Genomic DNA, 16,045 nt, shown 5'->3' with positions numbered 1-16,045 from the left:
GACCGCCCGCGGGGCCACCCGGGCCGGATTGGCCATGGTCGATCGGTCCGCACCGGCGACGATGGACGCATGGCCGCGATCGAGCTCCGCCCCCTGCCCGTCACCCAGGACCCGGTCCGGCGGCTCGCCCAGCTGATCGCCGGCCTCGCGCTGTACGGCACCTCGATGGCGATGCAGATCCGCGCGACGCTCGGGCTCAACCCGTGGGACGTGCTGCACGAGGGGCTGACCGAGCAGACCGGGCTGGGGTTCGGGCTGATCACCGCGATCACGGGCGTCGTGGTGCTGCTGCTGTGGATCCCGCTGCGCCAGCGACCGGGCGTCGGGACCGTGGCGAACGTGCTGGTCATCGCCGTCACCGTGGACGTCGCGCTCGCCCTGGTCCCCGCGCCGGACGGCCTGGCCGCCCGCATCGCGCTGATGACCGCCGGGATCGTCCTCAACGGGCTGGCGTCGGCGGCCTACGTCGGGGCGCGACTCGGCCCCGGCCCGCGCGACGGCCTGATGACCGGCCTCGCCGCCCGCACCGGGCGCTCGCTGCGGCTGGTGCGGACGGGCATCGAGGTCACGGTGCTGGCCGCGGGCTGGCTGCTCGGCGGGACCGTCGGCGTCGGCACGGTGCTCTACGCGCTGGCCATCGGCCCGCTCACGCAGGCCTTCCTGCCCCACCTGGTGGTGGGGGCCCGGCGTCAGTGAGCCGCGACGGCGTCGGACTCCACGTCGGCCAGCGTCCACGGCCGCACGACCGTGAGCAGCACGACGAGCGCGAGCACGAGACCGCCCGCGACGACGGTGCCCATCGCGAGCGCGTCGTTGCCGAGCACCCCGACCACCGGCGAGATGACCGCGCCGATGCCGAACTGGACCGCGCCGAGCAGGGCGGCGGCGGTGCCGGCGGCCTCGCCGTGCCGCGACAGCGCGACGGCGGGGGCGTTGGGCAGGGCGAACCCGACGGTGAACAGCACGACCCACATGGCGACGAGGAGCCCGACCAGCCCGCCCGCCCCGGTGGCGGCGACGGTCACCAGCACCGCGCCCGCGACGGCCCCGGCGGCCACGGCGGCGGTGAGGATCTGGCGGGGGTCGAACCAGCGCAGCAGCACCGGGTTGGCCTGGGTGGCCGCGATCAGCCAGATCGCGCCGGACCCGAAGACCAGCCCGAACTGCTGCTGGTCGAGCCCGTACTGCTGCTGGAACACGAACGACGACCCGGAGACGTAGCCGAGCAGCGCCGACATCGCGAGGCCGGCGACGATCACGAGCCCCACGAACGCGCGGTCGCCGAACAGGGCGCCGTAGTCACGGAACGTGCCCGCGACGCCCGCGGTGCGGCGCCGGGCCGGCGGCAGGGTCTCGGGCAGCAGCCGGTACGCGATCGGGACGAGGACCAGGCCGTACACGGCCAGCGCGGCGAACACCCCGCGCCACGACGTGACCGACAGCAGGGCCCCGCCCAGCGTCGGGGCGACGACCGGCGCCACGCCCATCACCAGGATCAGCCGGGAGAGCATCGTGGCGGCCGGGCGGCCGGTGTAGAGGTCGCGCACGATCGCCAGCGCGATGACGGCCCCCGCCGCCGCGCCGACGCCCTGCAGCACGCGCAGGCCCCCGAGCACCGCGACGTTGGGCGCGATCACGCACAGCACGGACGCGAGGACGTGCAGCCCGGTGCCGAACAGCAGCGGGCGCTTGCGGCCGAACGCGTCGGACAGCGGGCCGATCATGAGCTGGCCCAGCGCGAGCCCGATCAGCGTTCCGGTCAGCGTGAGCTGGACCGTGGCGCTCGTCGTCAGGAACTCGGCGGTGATGGTCGGCAGGGCCGGCAGGTACATGTCGATCGTCAGCGGGCCGAGCGCGATCAGCGCGCCCAGGATGACGATCAGCCGCAGCCGCTGGCCCCGGTCGGGGGCCGTGCTCAGCTCGACACGATCGGGGGTAGTCGTCACTGAGCGGTCAAGGAACGACGGCGGGCGCGTTGTTCCCGTTCGTCGACGGGTGTGACGGCGCGCACAGGGTGCGGCGGGTTACCGTGCGACCATGCTGGTCGAGCGGATGCGACCGTTCACGTCCACGATCTTCGCCGAGATGTCGGCGCTGGCCCTGCGGACGGGGGCGATCAACCTCGGCCAGGGCTTCCCCGACACCGACGGACCGCCGTCGCTGCTCGCCGACGCCGCGGCCAACATCACCGGCGGGCTCAACCAGTACCCGCCCGGCCCGGGGATCCCGGCGCTGCGGTCGGCGGTCGCGGAGCACCAGAGCCGCTTCCACGGCCTGTCGGTCGACCCGGACGACGTGCTGGTCACCACCGGGGCGACCGAGGCGATCGCCGCGGCGGTGCTCGCGCTGTGCGACCCGGGCGACGAGGTGGTCACGTTCCAGCCCTACTACGACTCCTACGCCGCGACGGTCGCGCTGGCCGGCGCCGTGCTGAGGGCGGTGCCGCTGCGGCCGCCGTCGTTCGGGTTCGACCCCGACGAGCTGCGCGCGGCGTTCTCCGAGCGCACGCGGGTCGTCCTGGTCAACACCCCGCACAACCCGACCGGCACGGTGCTCACCGCCGCGCAGCTCGCGGAGATCGGGGCGCTGGCGACCGAGTTCGGCGCGGTCGTCGTCGCCGACGAGGTGTACGAGCACATGGTCTTCGCCGGCCACGCGCACGTGCCGATGGCGACGCTGCCCGGGATGGCCGAGCGGACGCTCACGATCTCCTCGGCGGGCAAGACGTTCTCGGTCACGGGATGGAAGGTCGGCTGGGTGCACGGCCCGTCGGAGCTGGTGGCGGCGGTGCGCGCGGCGAAGCAGTTCCTCACCTACGTCAGCGGGGCGCCGTTCCAGCCCGCCATCGCCGCCGCGCTCGCCCTGCCCGACTCCTTCTACTCCGACCTGGCCTCCGGGCTGCAGCGCAAGCGCGACCTGCTGTCCGAGGGGCTGCGCGCGGCGGGCCTCACCGTGTACCCCTCGGCGGGCACGTACTTCGTCGTCACCGACGTCGCACCGCTGGGCGTCACCGACGGCGCGGACCTGTGCTGGCGGCTGCCCGAGCTGGTCGGGGTGGCCGCGGTGCCGGTGTCGGTGTTCTGCGCCGACCCGGAGCTGGGCCGCACGCTGGTGCGGTTCGCCTTCTGCAAGCGCGACGAGGTGCTGATCGAGGCGGTCTCCCGGCTCGCCGGGCTGCCCGCCGCGCTGGGGGCGACCGCGTGAGGGCCTACGGGTTCACCGCCGCGGGCGGGCCGGAGCACGAGGCGTTCCTCGACGTCGCCGAGCCCGAGCCGGGGCCGGGCGAGCTGCTCGTGCGGGTCCGGGCGGCCGGGGTGAACCCGGGCGACTGGCGGCTGCGCGAGGGCGCCTACGGCGTCGAGCCGCCCGCCGTGCTGGGGCGGGAGGTGGCGGGCACGGTCGTCGGCCTGGGCCCGGACGTCACCGGGTTCGCCGTCGGGGACGAGGTGTTCGGCGGCTGCCCCGGCATGGTCGGCGGCTGGGCGCCGCTGGCGCGGGTCACGGCGTCGTTCGCCGCGCACCGCCCGGAGGGCGTTTCGCCGGCCGACGCCGCCGTGCTCCCGGTCGCCGCAGGCACCGCCTACGACGCGCTCACCGGCCTCGACCTCCCGGCCGGGGCGACGCTGGTGGTCAACGGCGCGGGCGGCGGCGTCGGGGTGGCCGTGGTGCAGCTCGCGGTGGCCCGCGGCCTGGCGGTCGTCGGCATCGCGAGCGCGGCCAAGCAGTCGCTGCTGCGCCGCTTCGGGGCGGTCCCGGTGGTCTACGGCGACGGCGTGCTCGACCGGGTGCGCGCCGTCGGGCCCGTCGACGCGGTGTTCGACCTCGTGGGCGGCGCCGCGCTGCGCACCGTCGCCGCACTGCTCGACGACCGCTCCCGGTTGCGACGCCGGGTCCCCGCACGTCACCGCGGCCGACGTCGCCGTCCGGATCGGGCCCGCCGCGGCCGCCGAGAGCTACCTGTCGATCGAGAAGGTGATCGCGGCCGCCCGGGCGACCGGCGCGCAGGCCGTCCACCCCGGCTACGGCTTCCTGTCCGAGAACACCGCGTTCGCCGCGGCGTGCGAGGAGGCGGGGATCGTGTTCGTCGGCCCGCCCGCCCCGGCGATCGAGGCGATGGGCGACAAGATCCGCGCCAAGCAGACGGTCGCGAAGGCCGGCGTCCCGGTCGTCCCGGGTTCGGACGGGTCGGGCCTCGACGACGCCGCGCTCGCGCTGGCCGTGGAGCAGGTCGGTTACCCGGTGCTGCTCAAGCCGTCGGCGGGCGGCGGCGGCAAGGGCATGCACGAGGTGCACCGGGCCGAGGACCTCGACCACGCCATCGCCGCGGCCCGCCGCGAGGCCCGCGGCTCCTTCGGCGACGACACGCTGCTCGTCGAGCGGCTCGTCACCACCCCGCGGCACATCGAGATCCAGGTCCTCGCCGACGACCACGGCACCGTGATCCACCTCGGCGAGCGCGAGTGCTCGCTGCAGCGGCGGCACCAGAAGATCGTCGAGGAGGCCCCCTCCGCCCTGCTCACCGAGGCGCAGCGCGCCGCGATGGGCGAGGCGGCCTGCGAGGCCGCACGGGCGTGCGGCTACCGGGGCGCGGGGACCGTGGAGTTCATCGTGGGGGCCGACGCGCCCGACGAGTTCTTCTTCATGGAGATGAACACCCGCCTGCAGGTGGAGCACCCCGTCACCGAGCTGGTCACCGGGCTCGACCTGGTCGAGCTGCAGCTGCGGGTGGCCGCGGGCGAGCCGCTCCCGCTCACCCAGGACGACGTGCGGCTCGACGGGCACGCGATCGAGGTCCGGGTCTACGCCGAGGACCCCGCCGCGGGCTTCCTGCCCACCGGCGGCGACGTCCTGCGCTGGGTCCCCCCGGCCGGCGTGCGCGTCGACGCGGGGATCGCCGAGGGCGGCGTCGTCGGGTCCGACTACGACCCGATGCTGGCCAAGGTCATCGCCCACGGGGCCGACCGCGCGGAGGCGGTCCGCCGGCTCGACGCGGCGCTGCGCGACACCGTCCTGCTCGGGCTGGGCACCAACATCGGCTTCCTGCGGGCCCTGCTCGCCGACGACGACGTGCGCGCCGCCCGGCTCGACACCGGTCTGGTCGGGCGCCGCGTCGAGGACTGGACCCGGGCGGAGCTGCCCGACGACGTGCTCGCCGCCGCTACCGTCCACACCCTGCTGGAGCTGGAGCCCACCGGCGCGGTCGTCGACCCGTTCGACGTGCCGGGCGGCTGGCGCGTCGGCGAGCCCGCGTGGACGACGTGGCGGATGGCCGTCGCCGGTCACGACCCCGTCGACGTGCGGGTGCGCGGCCGGGCGACCGCGGCCGAGGTGGCCGTGGGCGACGCCGCACCGGTCGCGACCCGGGGGCGGAGGACCGGCGACCCGCGGGGGGTGGTGGTGGCCGTCGACGGCGTCACCCGCACCTACGCGGTCGCCCGCGCCGGCGACACCCTGTGGATCGGCCGCGACGGGCGCACCTGGGCCGTGCGCGAGCAGGCCCCGCTCGACGCGGCCGCCGAGGCCGACGCCGGGGCGGGCGGGCCGGTGCTGTCGCCGATGCCCGGCACGGTCACGGTCGTCGAGGTCACCGAGGGCCAGCGGGTCGCCGCGGGCGACCGGCTCGTCGTCGTGGAGGCCATGAAGATGGAGCACGTCCTCACCGCCGCCGTCGACGGCACGGTGCGGCAGCTCCGCGCCACGGCGGGCGCCACCGTCGCGCGGGACGCCGCGCTCCTGATCGTCGAACCGCTCGGAGAGGAATGACCATGGACCTCACACTCAGCGAGGAGCACGAGGCGCTGCGCGCCACCGTCGAGGACTTCGCGCGCAAGGAGGTCGCCCCCGTCATCGGTGACCTCTACGAGCGCGAGGAGTTCCCGTACGAGATCGTCGCGAAGATGGGGGCGATGGGCCTGTTCGGGCTGCCCGTCTCCGAGGAGTACGGCGGCATGGGCGGCGACTACTTCGCCCTGTGCCTCGCGCTGGAGGAGCTCGCGCGCGTCGACTCGTCGGTGGCGATCACGCTGGAGGCCGGCGTCTCGCTGGGCGCGATGCCGATCTACCGCTTCGGGACCGAGGAGCAGAAGCGGGAGTGGCTCCCGGCGCTCGCGGCGGGGGAGAAGCTGGGCGCGTTCGGGCTCACCGAGGCCGGTGGCGGCTCCGACGCCGGCGCCACCCGCACCACCGCCCGGCTCGACGGCGACGAGTGGGTGATCAACGGGTCGAAGGCGTTCATCACGAACTCCGGCACCGACATCACCAGCGTCATCACCGTCACCGCGATCACCGGCGAGCGCGACGGCGGGAAGAAGGAGATCTCGGCGATCATGGTCCCGGCCGGGACGCCGGGGCTGCGGGTCGCGAAGCCGTACTCGAAGGTCGGCTGGTGCAGCTCCGACACCCGCGAGCTGTTCTTCGACGACGTGCGCGTGCCCGCGGCGAACCTCGTCGGCGAGCGCGGCCGCGGCTACGCGCAGTTCCTCTCCATCCTCGACGAGGGCCGCGTCGCGATCGCGGCCCTGAGCGTGGGGCTGGCCCAGGGCTGCGTCGACGAGTCGGTGCGCTACGCCCACGAGCGCGAGGCGTTCGGGCAGAAGATCGGGAACTACCAGGCCGTCGCGTTCATGATCGCCGACATGGAGGTGCGCGCCCACACCGCGCGCCTGGCCTACTACGCGGCCGCGGCGAAGATGCTCAAGGGCGAGCCGTTCAAGAAGGAGGCGGCGATCGCCAAGCTCGTCTCCTCCAACGCGGCGATGGACAACGCGCGCGCGGCCACCCAGGTCTTCGGCGGGTACGGCTTCATGAACGAGTACCCGGTCGGGCGCTTCTACCGCGACGCGAAGATCCTGGAGATCGGCGAGGGCACCTCGGAGGTGCAGCGCATGCTGATCGCCCGTCAGCTCGGCCTCTGACCGGGAGTCCCGCCCGGCTGCGCGGGTGTCGGGGCGACCGGCGAGGATGAACGGGTGAATGCACGGTTCGCCCGGTTCGTCGTCCTCGTCAGCGGCGCAGCGATCCTCGTCGTCGAGACGCTGGCGACGCGGCTCGTCGCGCCCTACGTCGGGCTGACGCTGGAGTCGACGACCGCGGTCATCGGCGTCGCGCTGGCCGGCATCGCGGCCGGGGCGTCGCTCGGCGGGCGGTGGGCCGACGTGTTCCCGCCGCGGCGCGTCGCCGCCGGGGCGCTCGCCGCCGGCGGGCTCGGCGTGCTGGCGGTCCGGCCGCTGGTGCGGCTGCTCGGGCCGGTGCTCGGCCCCGGACCGGTCGCCGCGATCCTGCTCGTCGCGGCGTCGACCCTGGTGTCGGTCACGGCGCTGGCGATGGTCACACCGGCGATCACGCGGGCCCGCCTGACGACCGTCGACGGCTCGGGCAGCGTGATCGGGGAGCTGTCGGCGGCGGGCACGATCGGGTCGCTCGCCGGCACCTTCCTCACCGGGTTCGTGCTGGTCACGTTCCTGCCGGTCACGGCGATCCTGCTGATCACCGCCGCGGCCTGCCTGGTGCTGGCCCTGCTCGTCGTCGAGGACGCCCGGCGCTCGGCGCTCACCCGCGGCGGCGTGGCGGCCGTGCTGCTGGCCGTCGCGCTGGTCGCCGTGCCGGGCCGCTGCGACGCCGACACCGTCTACTACTGCGCCCGCGTCGACGCCGACCCGGAGCGGGCGAGCGCGCAGGTCCTCGTCCTCGACGACCTGCGCCACTCCTACGTCGACCGCGCCGATCCCGCGCACCTGGAGTTCGCCTACACGCAGCGCTTCGGCGACGCGATCGACGCCGCGTTCCCGGCCGGGGCGCCGCTGCGCGCGGTGCACGTCGGCGGGGGCGGGTTCACGATGCCGCGCTGGCTCGCCGCGACCCGCCCGGGCTCCACGTCCACGGTGCTGGAGGTCGACCAGGGGGTGGTCGACCTCGGGCGCCGGGAGCTGGGCGTCGACGAGATCCCCGACGTCGACATCCGCGTCGGCGACGCCCGCACCACGCTGGCCGCGCTGCCCGACGGCTCCGCCGACCTCGTCGTCGGCGACGCGTTCGGGGCCCGCTCGGTGCCCTGGCACCTGGCCACCACCGAGTTCGTCGACGAGGTGCGGCGCGTCCTGCGCCCCGGCGGCCTCTACGTCCTCAACATCATCGACCGCGACCCGCGCGCCCTGCTCGCCGCCGAGACCGCCACCGTCGCCGGCCGGTTCGTCACCGTCGCCCTGCTCGTGCGCCCCGACCAGCTCACGCCCGGCGGCGGGGGCAACGCGGTGCTCGTCGCCTCGGACCGGGCCCCCGACCTGGGCGCGCTCGCCGCCGCCGCGGCCGCCCGCGGGGAACCCGGCTCGCTGCTCGACGACGCCGCCACCCGCGCGCTCGCGCAGGACGCCCCGGTGCTCACCGACGACCGCGCTCCCGTCGACCAGCTGCAGACGTAGTGGCGGTACGGTCCCGGGCATGGCGAGCTGGGACGACCTGGGGTCCTTCGTGCGGGTGCGCTACGAGATCATGCGCCAGCGCGAGGGCGAGCTGTGGTTCAACCTCCCCACCACCGGCGAGCGGACGCAGATCGTCGCCGTCCGCCTCGTCACCGGCGAGGACGCGCACCCGTGGGCCCAGATCACCTCACCGGTGGGCCGGCCCGGCCAGATCGACCTGACGAAGGCGCTGGAGATGGCGGCCGAGCCCGTCACCGGCGGGCTGGTCGTCGAGAACGGGCTGGTGCTGTTCCGGCACTCGATCCCGCTCGGCGACACCGCGCTCGACGGCTTCGACCGCTCGTTCCACCTCGTCGTCGGTGTCGCCGACCGCATGGAGCACGCGCTGACCGGGGCCGACGAGCACTGAGCGTCAGGCCGGGCCGTCAGATCTCCTGGGCCGTCAGATCGGCTGGGGCGCCAGGTCGAGCGCCTGCTCGAGCAGCACCCGCATGCGGGCGAGCAGCTGATCCGCTTCACCGAAGGTCAGGGCCCCGCACTGGACCCCGGTGCGGATCTCGTCGGCCACCGTCCTGGCGAAGTGGGTGCACCACTCGGCGCTGCTCTCACCGTCACGCATCGTGAGATCATGCCCTGTGACGCACACCACATCGTCACCGGGGTCACTCAGTTCACAGCAGCCCCAGCCCGCACGCCGGGCCGGGCACTGATCGACTCCAGGCGCGTCAGCGTGGGGTGGCCCTCGACCAGCAGCGCGGTGTCGGTGCCCGGCTCCGGCGGGGTCGATCCGCCGAAGGTCATGTGCAGCGCGTGCCCGTCGTCGCCGGAGCGGTGGTCGACCCGCACCTGCACCGCCCCGAACGGGGCCAGCGTCGCCTCGCGCAGCTCGCCCAGCTCCTCGGGGGCGCGGTCGGGCACGTTGAGGTTCAGGACGGTGGCCTCGTCCTCGGCGAGCAGGATGTCGAGCACCGAGGGCAGGACGTGCCGCACGGCGTCCCAGCGCGGGCGCTCCGGCGGGTCCCACCCGGTGTCGAGGGAGACCGCCAGCGCGCGCCAGCCGTGGATCCCGGCGGTCAGCGCCGCGCCGACCGTGCCCGAGTGCAGCACCGCCCGCCCGACGTTGGAGCCGAGGTTGATCCCGGACAGCACGACGTCCGGGGCCGGGTCGAGCCAGCCGCGCGCCGCCGAGTGCACGATGAACGCGGGGTGGCCCTCCACCGCGTAGGCCGGCACGCCGTCGAGGCCGGGCAGCTCGCGGGGGTGCAGCCGGACCCGGCCGTCCTCGCGCACGGCCAGCACCGACCCGCCGACCCCGCTCGCGTCGACGTGCGGCGCGGCGACGGTCACCTCGAACCCCGCGTCCCGGGCGCCCGCGGCGAGTGCCCACAGCCCCGGGGAGTCGATCCCGTCGTCGTTGGTGATCAGGGCCCTGAGGCCGGATGCCGGGAGTCGTCGCGAGGAGGCCACCCCTGCACGGTAGGCGAGGGAGGTGGCCGGGGGGTGGCGCCGCGACGACGCTCACCCGGGACCCGCCCCGTCCCGTACCCTCCCGGCGTGATCAAGCCGATGCCGCCGACGGGCGAGCAGTTCGAGATCCGCTCCGGGACCGCGCGGGCCGTCGTCACCGAGGTGGGGGCGGGGTTGCGGGCGTTCTCCGTCGACGACCGCCCCTACGTCGAGACCTTCGACGTCGACTCCCGCCCGCCCCGCGGCGCGGGCTGCGTGCTGGTGCCGTGGCCCAACCGCACCGCGCGCGGCCAGTGGCTGTGGGACGGCGGGCCGCAGCAGCTCGCCCTGTCCGAGCCGGCCGCGGGCAACGCGATCCACGGGCTGCTCCGGCACACCCTCTACCGGCCCGAGGAGCAGTCGCCGGACGCCGTCACCCTCTGCGCCGTCGTCGCCCCGCAGCCGGGCTGGCCGGTGCCGCTGGCGACGTCGGTGCGCTACGCCGTCGACGCGGGCGGGCTGACCGTCACCCACGCCGTCACCAACGTCGGGACGGCCGCGGTGCCCTTCGGCGTCGGCGCCCACCCCTACCTGCGCGCCGGGGCCGCCGACACCGACGACTGCACGCTGCACCTCGCCGCCACCACCGCGCTCCCGCTCGGCGGGGGCCTGCCGGTCGCGCCCGCCGCGCCCGTGCCGCCGCCGGAGATCGCGCTGCGCGGCGCCGAGCTCGACCACGCCTTCGGCGGCTGCGTGCCCGCCGACGGCGACGACCTCGTGCGCCACCGCCTCTCCGGTCCCGACGGCGACGTCGAGCTGTGGGCCGACCCCGACTTCGGCTGGGTCCAGGTCTTCACCCCCGACGACCACCCCGGCCGCGGCCGCGCCGTGGCCGTCGAGCCGATGACGTGCCCGCCCGACGCGCTGAACTCCGGGACCGGGCTGCTGGTCGTGGGGCCGGGGGAGACCTGGACGGGCCGCTGGGGGATCTCGCCGCGATGACGTTCCTGACCGGGCCCGAGGTCCTCGTCCGGCAGGCCACCGCCGAGGACTGGACCCTGGAGGAGGAGCTGGTCTACCAGGGCCGCACGGAGCGGTTCGTGGTGCCGCGGGGCACGCTCACCGACTTCGCCTCGGTGCCGCGCGTGTTCGTCTGGCTGGTCCCGAAGTTCGGCCGCTACACCGCGGCCGCGGTGCTGCACGACCACCTCGTGCGGGTCGAGCGGCCGGCCGGGCGGATCAGCGCGGTCGACGCCGACGGCCTGTTCCGCCGGGCCATGCGCGAGCTCGGCGTGCCGTTCCTGCTGCGCTGGTTCATGTGGGCCGCGGTGCGGTTGGGCTCGCTCACCGACCGCGACGGCCGCGCCGGCTGGCTGCGCGACCTGCCCGCGGTGCTGGCCGTCACGCTCGTCGCGCTGCCGGTGGTGGCGCTGCCCGCCGTCGCGATCGTGGTCGGGCTGGTGCTGTTCGGGGCGCTGGAGTTCCTGGTCTGGCCGGTGCTGCTGGTGGGCCGCCTGCTGCGCCCCGACAGCGACCGCGCCGTCAACCGGCCCGACCCGGGCTTCCGCACCTGACGGGCCCCGTCGCGGTCACCGCGCGTCTCAGTTGAGGTGCGCCCGCAGGCTCTTCGCCGCGGTCCGCAGGCGCTCCGCGTGCGCCGCCGACGCCGCGGGCACCCGGTCCTCCAGCAGCTTCGCGCCCTCCAGCCAGCGGCCCTGGTCGCCCAGGGCCTCGCCGAGCTCCAGCACGTCGGCGAGCCGGACGCCCGGCAGCAGCAGCCGCATCCGCAGCACCCACTCCAGGTCGCCGGGCCGGCGCCGGGCCCCGTAGACCGCGCGCAGGTTCTCCAGCATCCGCACCAGGATCGCCCGGGTCGGGGTGGCGGTGAGCAGGTGCGGGCCGAACGGGATCTCGGGCCCCGCCCCCGTCGCCCCGCGGAACAGCTCCTCGCACCGCGCCCCGCTGATCTCGACGCCGCCCGCGAACACGTCGAGGTAGCGGCTGGTCCCGGTCGGGCGGACGAGGAAGTGCCCGGGCATGCCGACGCCCTCCATCGGCACCCCGGCCCGGCGCCCCACCTCCATCGTCACGACGGCGAGCGTGATCGGGATGCCGAGGCGGCGGCCCAGCACGTGGTGCAGCAGCGAGTTGCGCGGATCGGTGTAGTCGCCGACGTTGCCGCCGAACCCCTCCTCGACGAACAGCCGGTGGAGCAGGCCGTCGACGGAGGTGACGCCCGCGGCGAGGCGGTCGAGCTCGCGGAGCCAGCGCGTGACGTCGAGGTCGGGCTGGGCCCCGGCCGCGAGCGCCAGCGCGGCCCGGTCCAACGGGGGATCGGGGGCCGCGACGACCCGACCGAACCGCTGCACGGCGTCCACGGGTCCATCGTGCGCCCCGGACCGCCGGGAGTCGAGCGGCCGGGTAGACAGGGTCCATGACCGACAACCACCAGGTCCGCCTCGCCGCCCGTCCCGAGGGCCTCCCGACGCCCGAGGTGTGGGAGCACACCACCGAGCCCGTGCCGGAGCCCGCCGACGGCCGGTTCGTCGTCCGGGTCACGCACCTGAGCCTCGACCCGGCCATGCGCGGCTGGATGAACGCCGGCCGCTCCTACGTGCCGCCGGTGGGCGTCGGGGAGGTCATGCGGGCGCTCGGCGCGGGGCAGGTCGTGGCCTCGCGGCACCCCGACTTCCCGGAGGGCGCGTGGGTCACCGGCATCTTCGGGGTGCAGGAGTACGCGGAGTCCGACGGCGGCGGCGTGACCGTCGTCGACCCGTCGGTGGTGCCGCTGCCCACCTACCTCGCCGTGCTCGGCATGACGGGGATGACCGCCTACTTCGGCCTGTTCGACGTGGGCGCGCTGCGCGACGGCGAGACCGTCGTGGTGTCGGGCGCGGCCGGCGCGGTCGGCAGCGTCGTCGGGCAGCTCGCGAAGCTGAAGGGCGCCCGCGTGATCGGGATCGCGGGCGGGGCGGAGAAGTGCGCCTGGATCGTCGACGAGCTGGGCTTCGACGCGGCGATCGACTACCGCACCGAGGACGTGGGGAAGGCCCTGCGCACGCACGCCCCCAACGGCATCGACGTGTACTTCGACAACGTGGGCGGGGAGATCCTCGACGCCGCGCTGGCCCGGCTGCGGCTCGGTGCCCGCGTGGTGGTCTGCGGCGCGATCAGCACCTACAACGCCACCGACCGCCCGGCCGGACCGGCGAACTACATGTCCCTGCTGGTCAACCGTGCGCGGATGGAGGGCTTCGTCGTCTTCGACTACGCCGACCGCTACGCCGAGGCCGCCGTCGAGCTGGGCGGCTGGCTGCGCGAGGGGAAGCTGCGCAGCCGCGAGGACGTGGTGCGCGGGGGCGTGGCCGACTTCCCGGACACGCTGCTGCGGCTGTTCCGCGGCGAGAACACCGGCAAGCTGATCCTGCAGATCGGCGAGTAGCCCTACTCGGTGTGCACGCGGATGACGGTGCCGTCGTCGTCGCTCCACACCTGCAGCACGTCGGTCAGCTCGGACGCCAGCCACAGGCCCCGCCCGCGCGCACCCGTCGACGGCGGGCGCACGAGCCCGGGGAACGGCACGTTCATCCGGCCCCGGTCGGTCACCTCCGCGACGACCGACCCGGGGGTCGCCCACAGGCGGAGCCGGGCCGACCCCGGGCCGTGCTCGACGCTGTTGGTGGCCAGCTCGTTGACGGCGAGCACCAGGTCGTCGACGCGGTCGTCGTGGAGACCGGCGGAGGCGCCGGCCGCGGCGACACGGCGGCGGACCGTCGGCAGGTCGGCCATCCGGAACGCCAGCTCGGCGTCGGCCGGGCCCAGGTCCGGCGGCGGGGGCGGCGGGTACTCGACGAGCGCCTCGGGCGGGGGCCGGTAGCCGGGCCCCGGGCGCGGGCCGTCGGCGGTGAGCAGCTGGGGGTGGGTCCGCCCGATCGCCGGGTCGGTGTCGGGGCAGGCGCACAGCACCGTGATCGGCAGGCCCTCGATGGCCACGTCGATGGCGAGGTCGAGCCGCGCCCAGTGCTCGGCCCCCACGTCGGGCAGCGTCAGGTGCTGCCCGATCACCAGCACCCGGCCGGCGACGGCCTGGCGCGCGAGCCGCGCCCAGCGCACGGCGACGGTGAACGCCGGGACGGCGTGCACCCGCGCCGGATCGGCGAAGTCGACGCGTGCGGCGTCGGACCCGAGCAGCGCGCTGACCGCGTCGCGCTCCGCGTCTGCCAGCACCGCGAGCACCGGGTCGCCCGCCGCGAGGGCGCCGCTCAGCGCGGGCTCGAGCCGGGCGGCCAGCTCCTCGACCCCGGAGTAGGGCACGGCCAGGTGGTCGACGACACCGGTGGCCCCGCTGTCCATCGCACCCCCCGCCGACTCGCCCCGGCGGACAGTAACCGCCGCCACCCCGCACAGCAGTGCGGAGCGTGGCAGGGTGAGCGCGGAAACGGACGGCGAGAAGATCAGGAGCGGTGATGCGCGTCTTCGACGGAGTGGACGACCTGCGGGCGGCGAAGGGCACGCAGCTCGGCGTGGGCGAGTGGGTGACCATCGACCAGGGGCAGATCGACACCTTCGCCGACGCCACCGACGACCACCAGTGGATCCACATCGACGCCGAGAAGGCCGCGGACGGCCCGTTCGGCACGACGATCGCGCACGGCTTCCTCACCCTGTCGCTGCTGTCCTCGCTCGTCGCGAAGGTCTTCGCGGTCGAGAACACGAGGATGGGCGTCAACTACGGCCTCAACAAGGTGCGGTTCACCTCGCCCGTCCCGGTCGGCAGCAGGGTGCGCGCCAACGTCGAGCTGACCGACGTCTCCGACGTCGACGGCGGCGTGCAGGTCACCACGAAGGTGACCGTGGAGATCGAGGGATCGGAGCGCCCGGCGCTCGTCGCCGAGTGGCTCACCCGCCGGTACGTCTGATGCGCGACGCGGTGATCTGCGAGCCGCTGCGGACGCCGGTCGGCGGCTTCGGCGGCTCCCTGCGGGACGTCCCGGCCCACGAGCTGGCCGCCACCGTCATCCGCGGCCTGCTCGACCGCACCGGGCTCGCCCCGGACGCCGTCGACGACGTGGTGCTCGGGCACTGCTACCCGACGATGGACGCCCCGGCCATCGGGCGCGTGGCCGCGCTCGACGCCGGGCTCCCGGTCACCGTCACCGGCCTGCAGCTCGACCGCCGCTGCGGCTCGGGCCTGCAGGCCGTGCTCTACGCGGCGATGCAGGTGCAGGCGGGCGCGTCGGACGTCGTGCTGGCCGGCGGCGCGGAGTCGATGTCGAACGCGTCGTTCTACTCGACGTCGATGCGCTGGGGGGCGAAGGCGGGCCCCGGCGTGATGCTGCACGACTCGCTCGCGCGCGGCCGCGTCACGGCGGGCGGGGTGAACTTCCCGGTGCCCGGCGGCATGCTGGAGACCGCGGAGAACCTGCGCCGGGAGTACTCCATACCCCGCGAGGAGCAGGACGAGTTCGCGGTCCGCAGCCACCACCGGGCGGCCGCGGCGCGCGACGCCGGCCGGTTCGCCGACGAGATCGTGCCCGTCACCGTGACGGGCCGGAAGGGGGACGTGGTCGTCGACGCCGACGAGCACATCCGCGCCGACTCCTCGGTCGAGAAGCTCGCCGGGCTGCGCCCGATCCTCGGCAAGGGCGACCCCGACGCCACCGTCACCGCAGGCAACGCCAGCGGGCAGAACGACGGTGCGTCGATCTGCGTCGTCACCACGCCGGAGAAGGCCGCGGAGCTGGGCCTGCGCCCGCTCGCGCGCCTCGTGTCGTGGGGCGTCGGCGGCGTGGCGCCCGCGACGATGGGCATCGGGCCCGTCCCGGCCGTCGCGAAGGCGCTGGACACCGCGTCGCTGACGCTGGCCGACATCGACCTGATCGAGCTCAACGAGGCGTTCGCGGCGCAGGTGCTGGCCTGCGCGCGCGAGTGGAAGCTCACCGACGCCGACTTCGACCGGGTCAACGTCAACGGGTCGGGCATCTCGCTCGGCCACCCCGTCGGGGCCACCGGCGGCCGCATCCTGGCCACGCTCACGCGCGAGATGGTCCGGCGCGACGCGCGCTACGGCCTGGAGACGATGTGCATCGGCGGGGGCCAGGGACTGGCGGCGGTCTTCGCCCGCGTGTGAACGGCGGATGTCCGCATCTGAAACACCCGGACGGCGGTAACCGATTCATCCT

General features: G+C 75.3%; 15 protein-coding genes and 2 pseudogenes. 12 read left to right on the top strand and 5 right to left on the bottom strand.

All coding sequences use genetic code 11. The features are described 5' to 3' along the window. Positions 1-69: 69 nt before the first annotated feature. Positions 70-696: a membrane protein YczE gene (gene yczE / locus H6H00_RS08985; RefSeq protein ID WP_185720841.1), complete on the top strand. Its 627-nt coding sequence runs from the start codon at positions 70-72 to the stop codon at positions 694-696. Here yczE and H6H00_RS08980 read toward each other — a convergent pair. After that, on the bottom strand, positions 690-1,946 hold the full coding sequence (locus H6H00_RS08980) for a multidrug effflux MFS transporter (protein ID WP_185720840.1): 1,257 nt from the start codon (positions 1,944-1,946) through the stop codon (positions 690-692). The genes yczE and H6H00_RS08980 overlap by 7 nt on opposite strands. A gap of 91 nt (positions 1,947-2,037) precedes the next feature. On the opposite strand from H6H00_RS08980, the gene H6H00_RS08975 reads away from it, so the two are divergent. From H6H00_RS08975 to H6H00_RS08950, 6 genes and pseudogenes are all read left to right on the top strand, one after another. Beyond that, on the top strand, positions 2,038-3,204 hold the full coding sequence (locus H6H00_RS08975) for a pyridoxal phosphate-dependent aminotransferase (RefSeq protein ID WP_185720839.1): 1,167 nt from the start codon (positions 2,038-2,040) through the stop codon (positions 3,202-3,204). Beyond that, positions 3,201-3,503, top strand: a pseudogene (locus H6H00_RS32800) (alcohol dehydrogenase catalytic domain-containing protein); the annotation flags it as partial. The gene H6H00_RS08975 and the pseudogene H6H00_RS32800, both read left to right, overlap by 4 nt. A gap of 379 nt (positions 3,504-3,882) precedes the next feature. After that, positions 3,883-5,763: pseudogene (locus tag H6H00_RS08965) on the top strand (acetyl/propionyl/methylcrotonyl-CoA carboxylase subunit alpha); the annotation flags it as partial. Positions 5,764-5,765: 2 nt separating this feature from the next. Beyond that, on the top strand, positions 5,766-6,914 hold the full coding sequence (locus tag H6H00_RS08960) for an acyl-CoA dehydrogenase family protein (RefSeq protein WP_185722274.1): 1,149 nt from the start codon (positions 5,766-5,768) through the stop codon (positions 6,912-6,914). A 54-nt stretch (positions 6,915-6,968) separates the two neighbouring features. Continuing rightward, entirely contained in the window at positions 6,969-8,417 is a 1,449-nt protein-coding gene (locus tag H6H00_RS08955; protein ID WP_185720838.1) for a fused MFS/spermidine synthase, read from the top strand. A gap of 19 nt (positions 8,418-8,436) precedes the next feature. Continuing rightward, complete coding sequence (locus H6H00_RS08950; RefSeq protein WP_185720837.1) at positions 8,437-8,826, top strand: hypothetical protein; 390 nt, start codon at positions 8,437-8,439, stop codon at positions 8,824-8,826. 33 nt (positions 8,827-8,859) lie between these two features. On the opposite strand, the gene H6H00_RS08945 is transcribed toward H6H00_RS08950, so the two are convergent. Beyond that, entirely contained in the window at positions 8,860-9,036 is a 177-nt protein-coding gene (locus H6H00_RS08945; RefSeq protein ID WP_185720836.1) for a hypothetical protein, read from the bottom strand. A 47-nt stretch (positions 9,037-9,083) separates the two neighbouring features. Further along, positions 9,084-9,884 (bottom strand): 5'/3'-nucleotidase SurE, encoded by an 801-nt coding sequence (gene surE, locus H6H00_RS08940; RefSeq protein WP_185720835.1) that lies wholly within the window; start codon positions 9,882-9,884, stop codon positions 9,084-9,086. Between the two features lie 99 nt (positions 9,885-9,983). Between surE and H6H00_RS08935 the strand changes: the two genes are divergently transcribed. Beyond that, the gene (locus tag H6H00_RS08935) at positions 9,984-10,865 is read left to right on the top strand and encodes an aldose 1-epimerase family protein (protein ID WP_185722273.1); all 882 of its coding nucleotides are present in this window, start codon (positions 9,984-9,986) and stop codon (positions 10,863-10,865) included. Then, positions 10,862-11,437, top strand: coding sequence for a DUF1353 domain-containing protein (locus H6H00_RS08930; RefSeq protein WP_185720834.1), 576 nt, complete (start codon positions 10,862-10,864; stop codon positions 11,435-11,437). Before H6H00_RS08935 ends, H6H00_RS08930 begins: the two co-directional genes overlap by 4 nt. Before the next feature lie 27 nt (positions 11,438-11,464). Here H6H00_RS08930 and H6H00_RS08925 read toward each other — a convergent pair whose 3' ends face one another. Next, positions 11,465-12,241 (bottom strand): transglutaminase family protein, encoded by a 777-nt coding sequence (locus H6H00_RS08925; protein ID WP_185720833.1) that lies wholly within the window; start codon positions 12,239-12,241, stop codon positions 11,465-11,467. A 56-nt stretch (positions 12,242-12,297) separates the two neighbouring features. On the opposite strand from H6H00_RS08925, the gene H6H00_RS08920 reads away from it, so the two are divergent. Next, positions 12,298-13,305 carry an NADP-dependent oxidoreductase gene (locus H6H00_RS08920; protein ID WP_185720832.1) on the top strand — a complete coding sequence of 336 codons (1,008 nt, stop codon included), beginning with the start codon at positions 12,298-12,300 and terminating at the stop codon, positions 13,303-13,305. A 2-nt stretch (positions 13,306-13,307) separates the two neighbouring features. Here H6H00_RS08920 and H6H00_RS08915 read toward each other — a convergent pair whose 3' ends face one another. Further along, complete coding sequence (locus H6H00_RS08915; protein WP_185720831.1) at positions 13,308-14,216, bottom strand: ATP-binding protein; 909 nt, start codon at positions 14,214-14,216, stop codon at positions 13,308-13,310. A 113-nt stretch (positions 14,217-14,329) separates the two neighbouring features. Here H6H00_RS08915 and H6H00_RS08910 point away from each other — a divergent pair, with 113 nt between their 5' ends. Further along, positions 14,330-14,782, top strand: coding sequence for a MaoC family dehydratase (locus tag H6H00_RS08910; protein ID WP_185720830.1), 453 nt, complete (start codon positions 14,330-14,332; stop codon positions 14,780-14,782). Continuing rightward, complete coding sequence (locus H6H00_RS08905; RefSeq protein ID WP_185720829.1) at positions 14,782-15,993, top strand: acetyl-CoA C-acetyltransferase; 1,212 nt, start codon at positions 14,782-14,784, stop codon at positions 15,991-15,993. Before H6H00_RS08910 ends, H6H00_RS08905 begins: the two co-directional genes overlap by 1 nt. The last annotated feature ends 52 nt before the right edge of the window (positions 15,994-16,045 follow it).

Source organism: Pseudonocardia petroleophila, assembly GCF_014235185.1.
In the GTDB taxonomy this organism is placed as follows: Bacteria; Actinomycetota; Actinomycetes; order Mycobacteriales; family Pseudonocardiaceae; genus Pseudonocardia; species Pseudonocardia petroleophila.
Note: the sequence above shows the minus strand (reverse complement) of the source record. Positions and strands in the feature narration are given on the sequence as shown.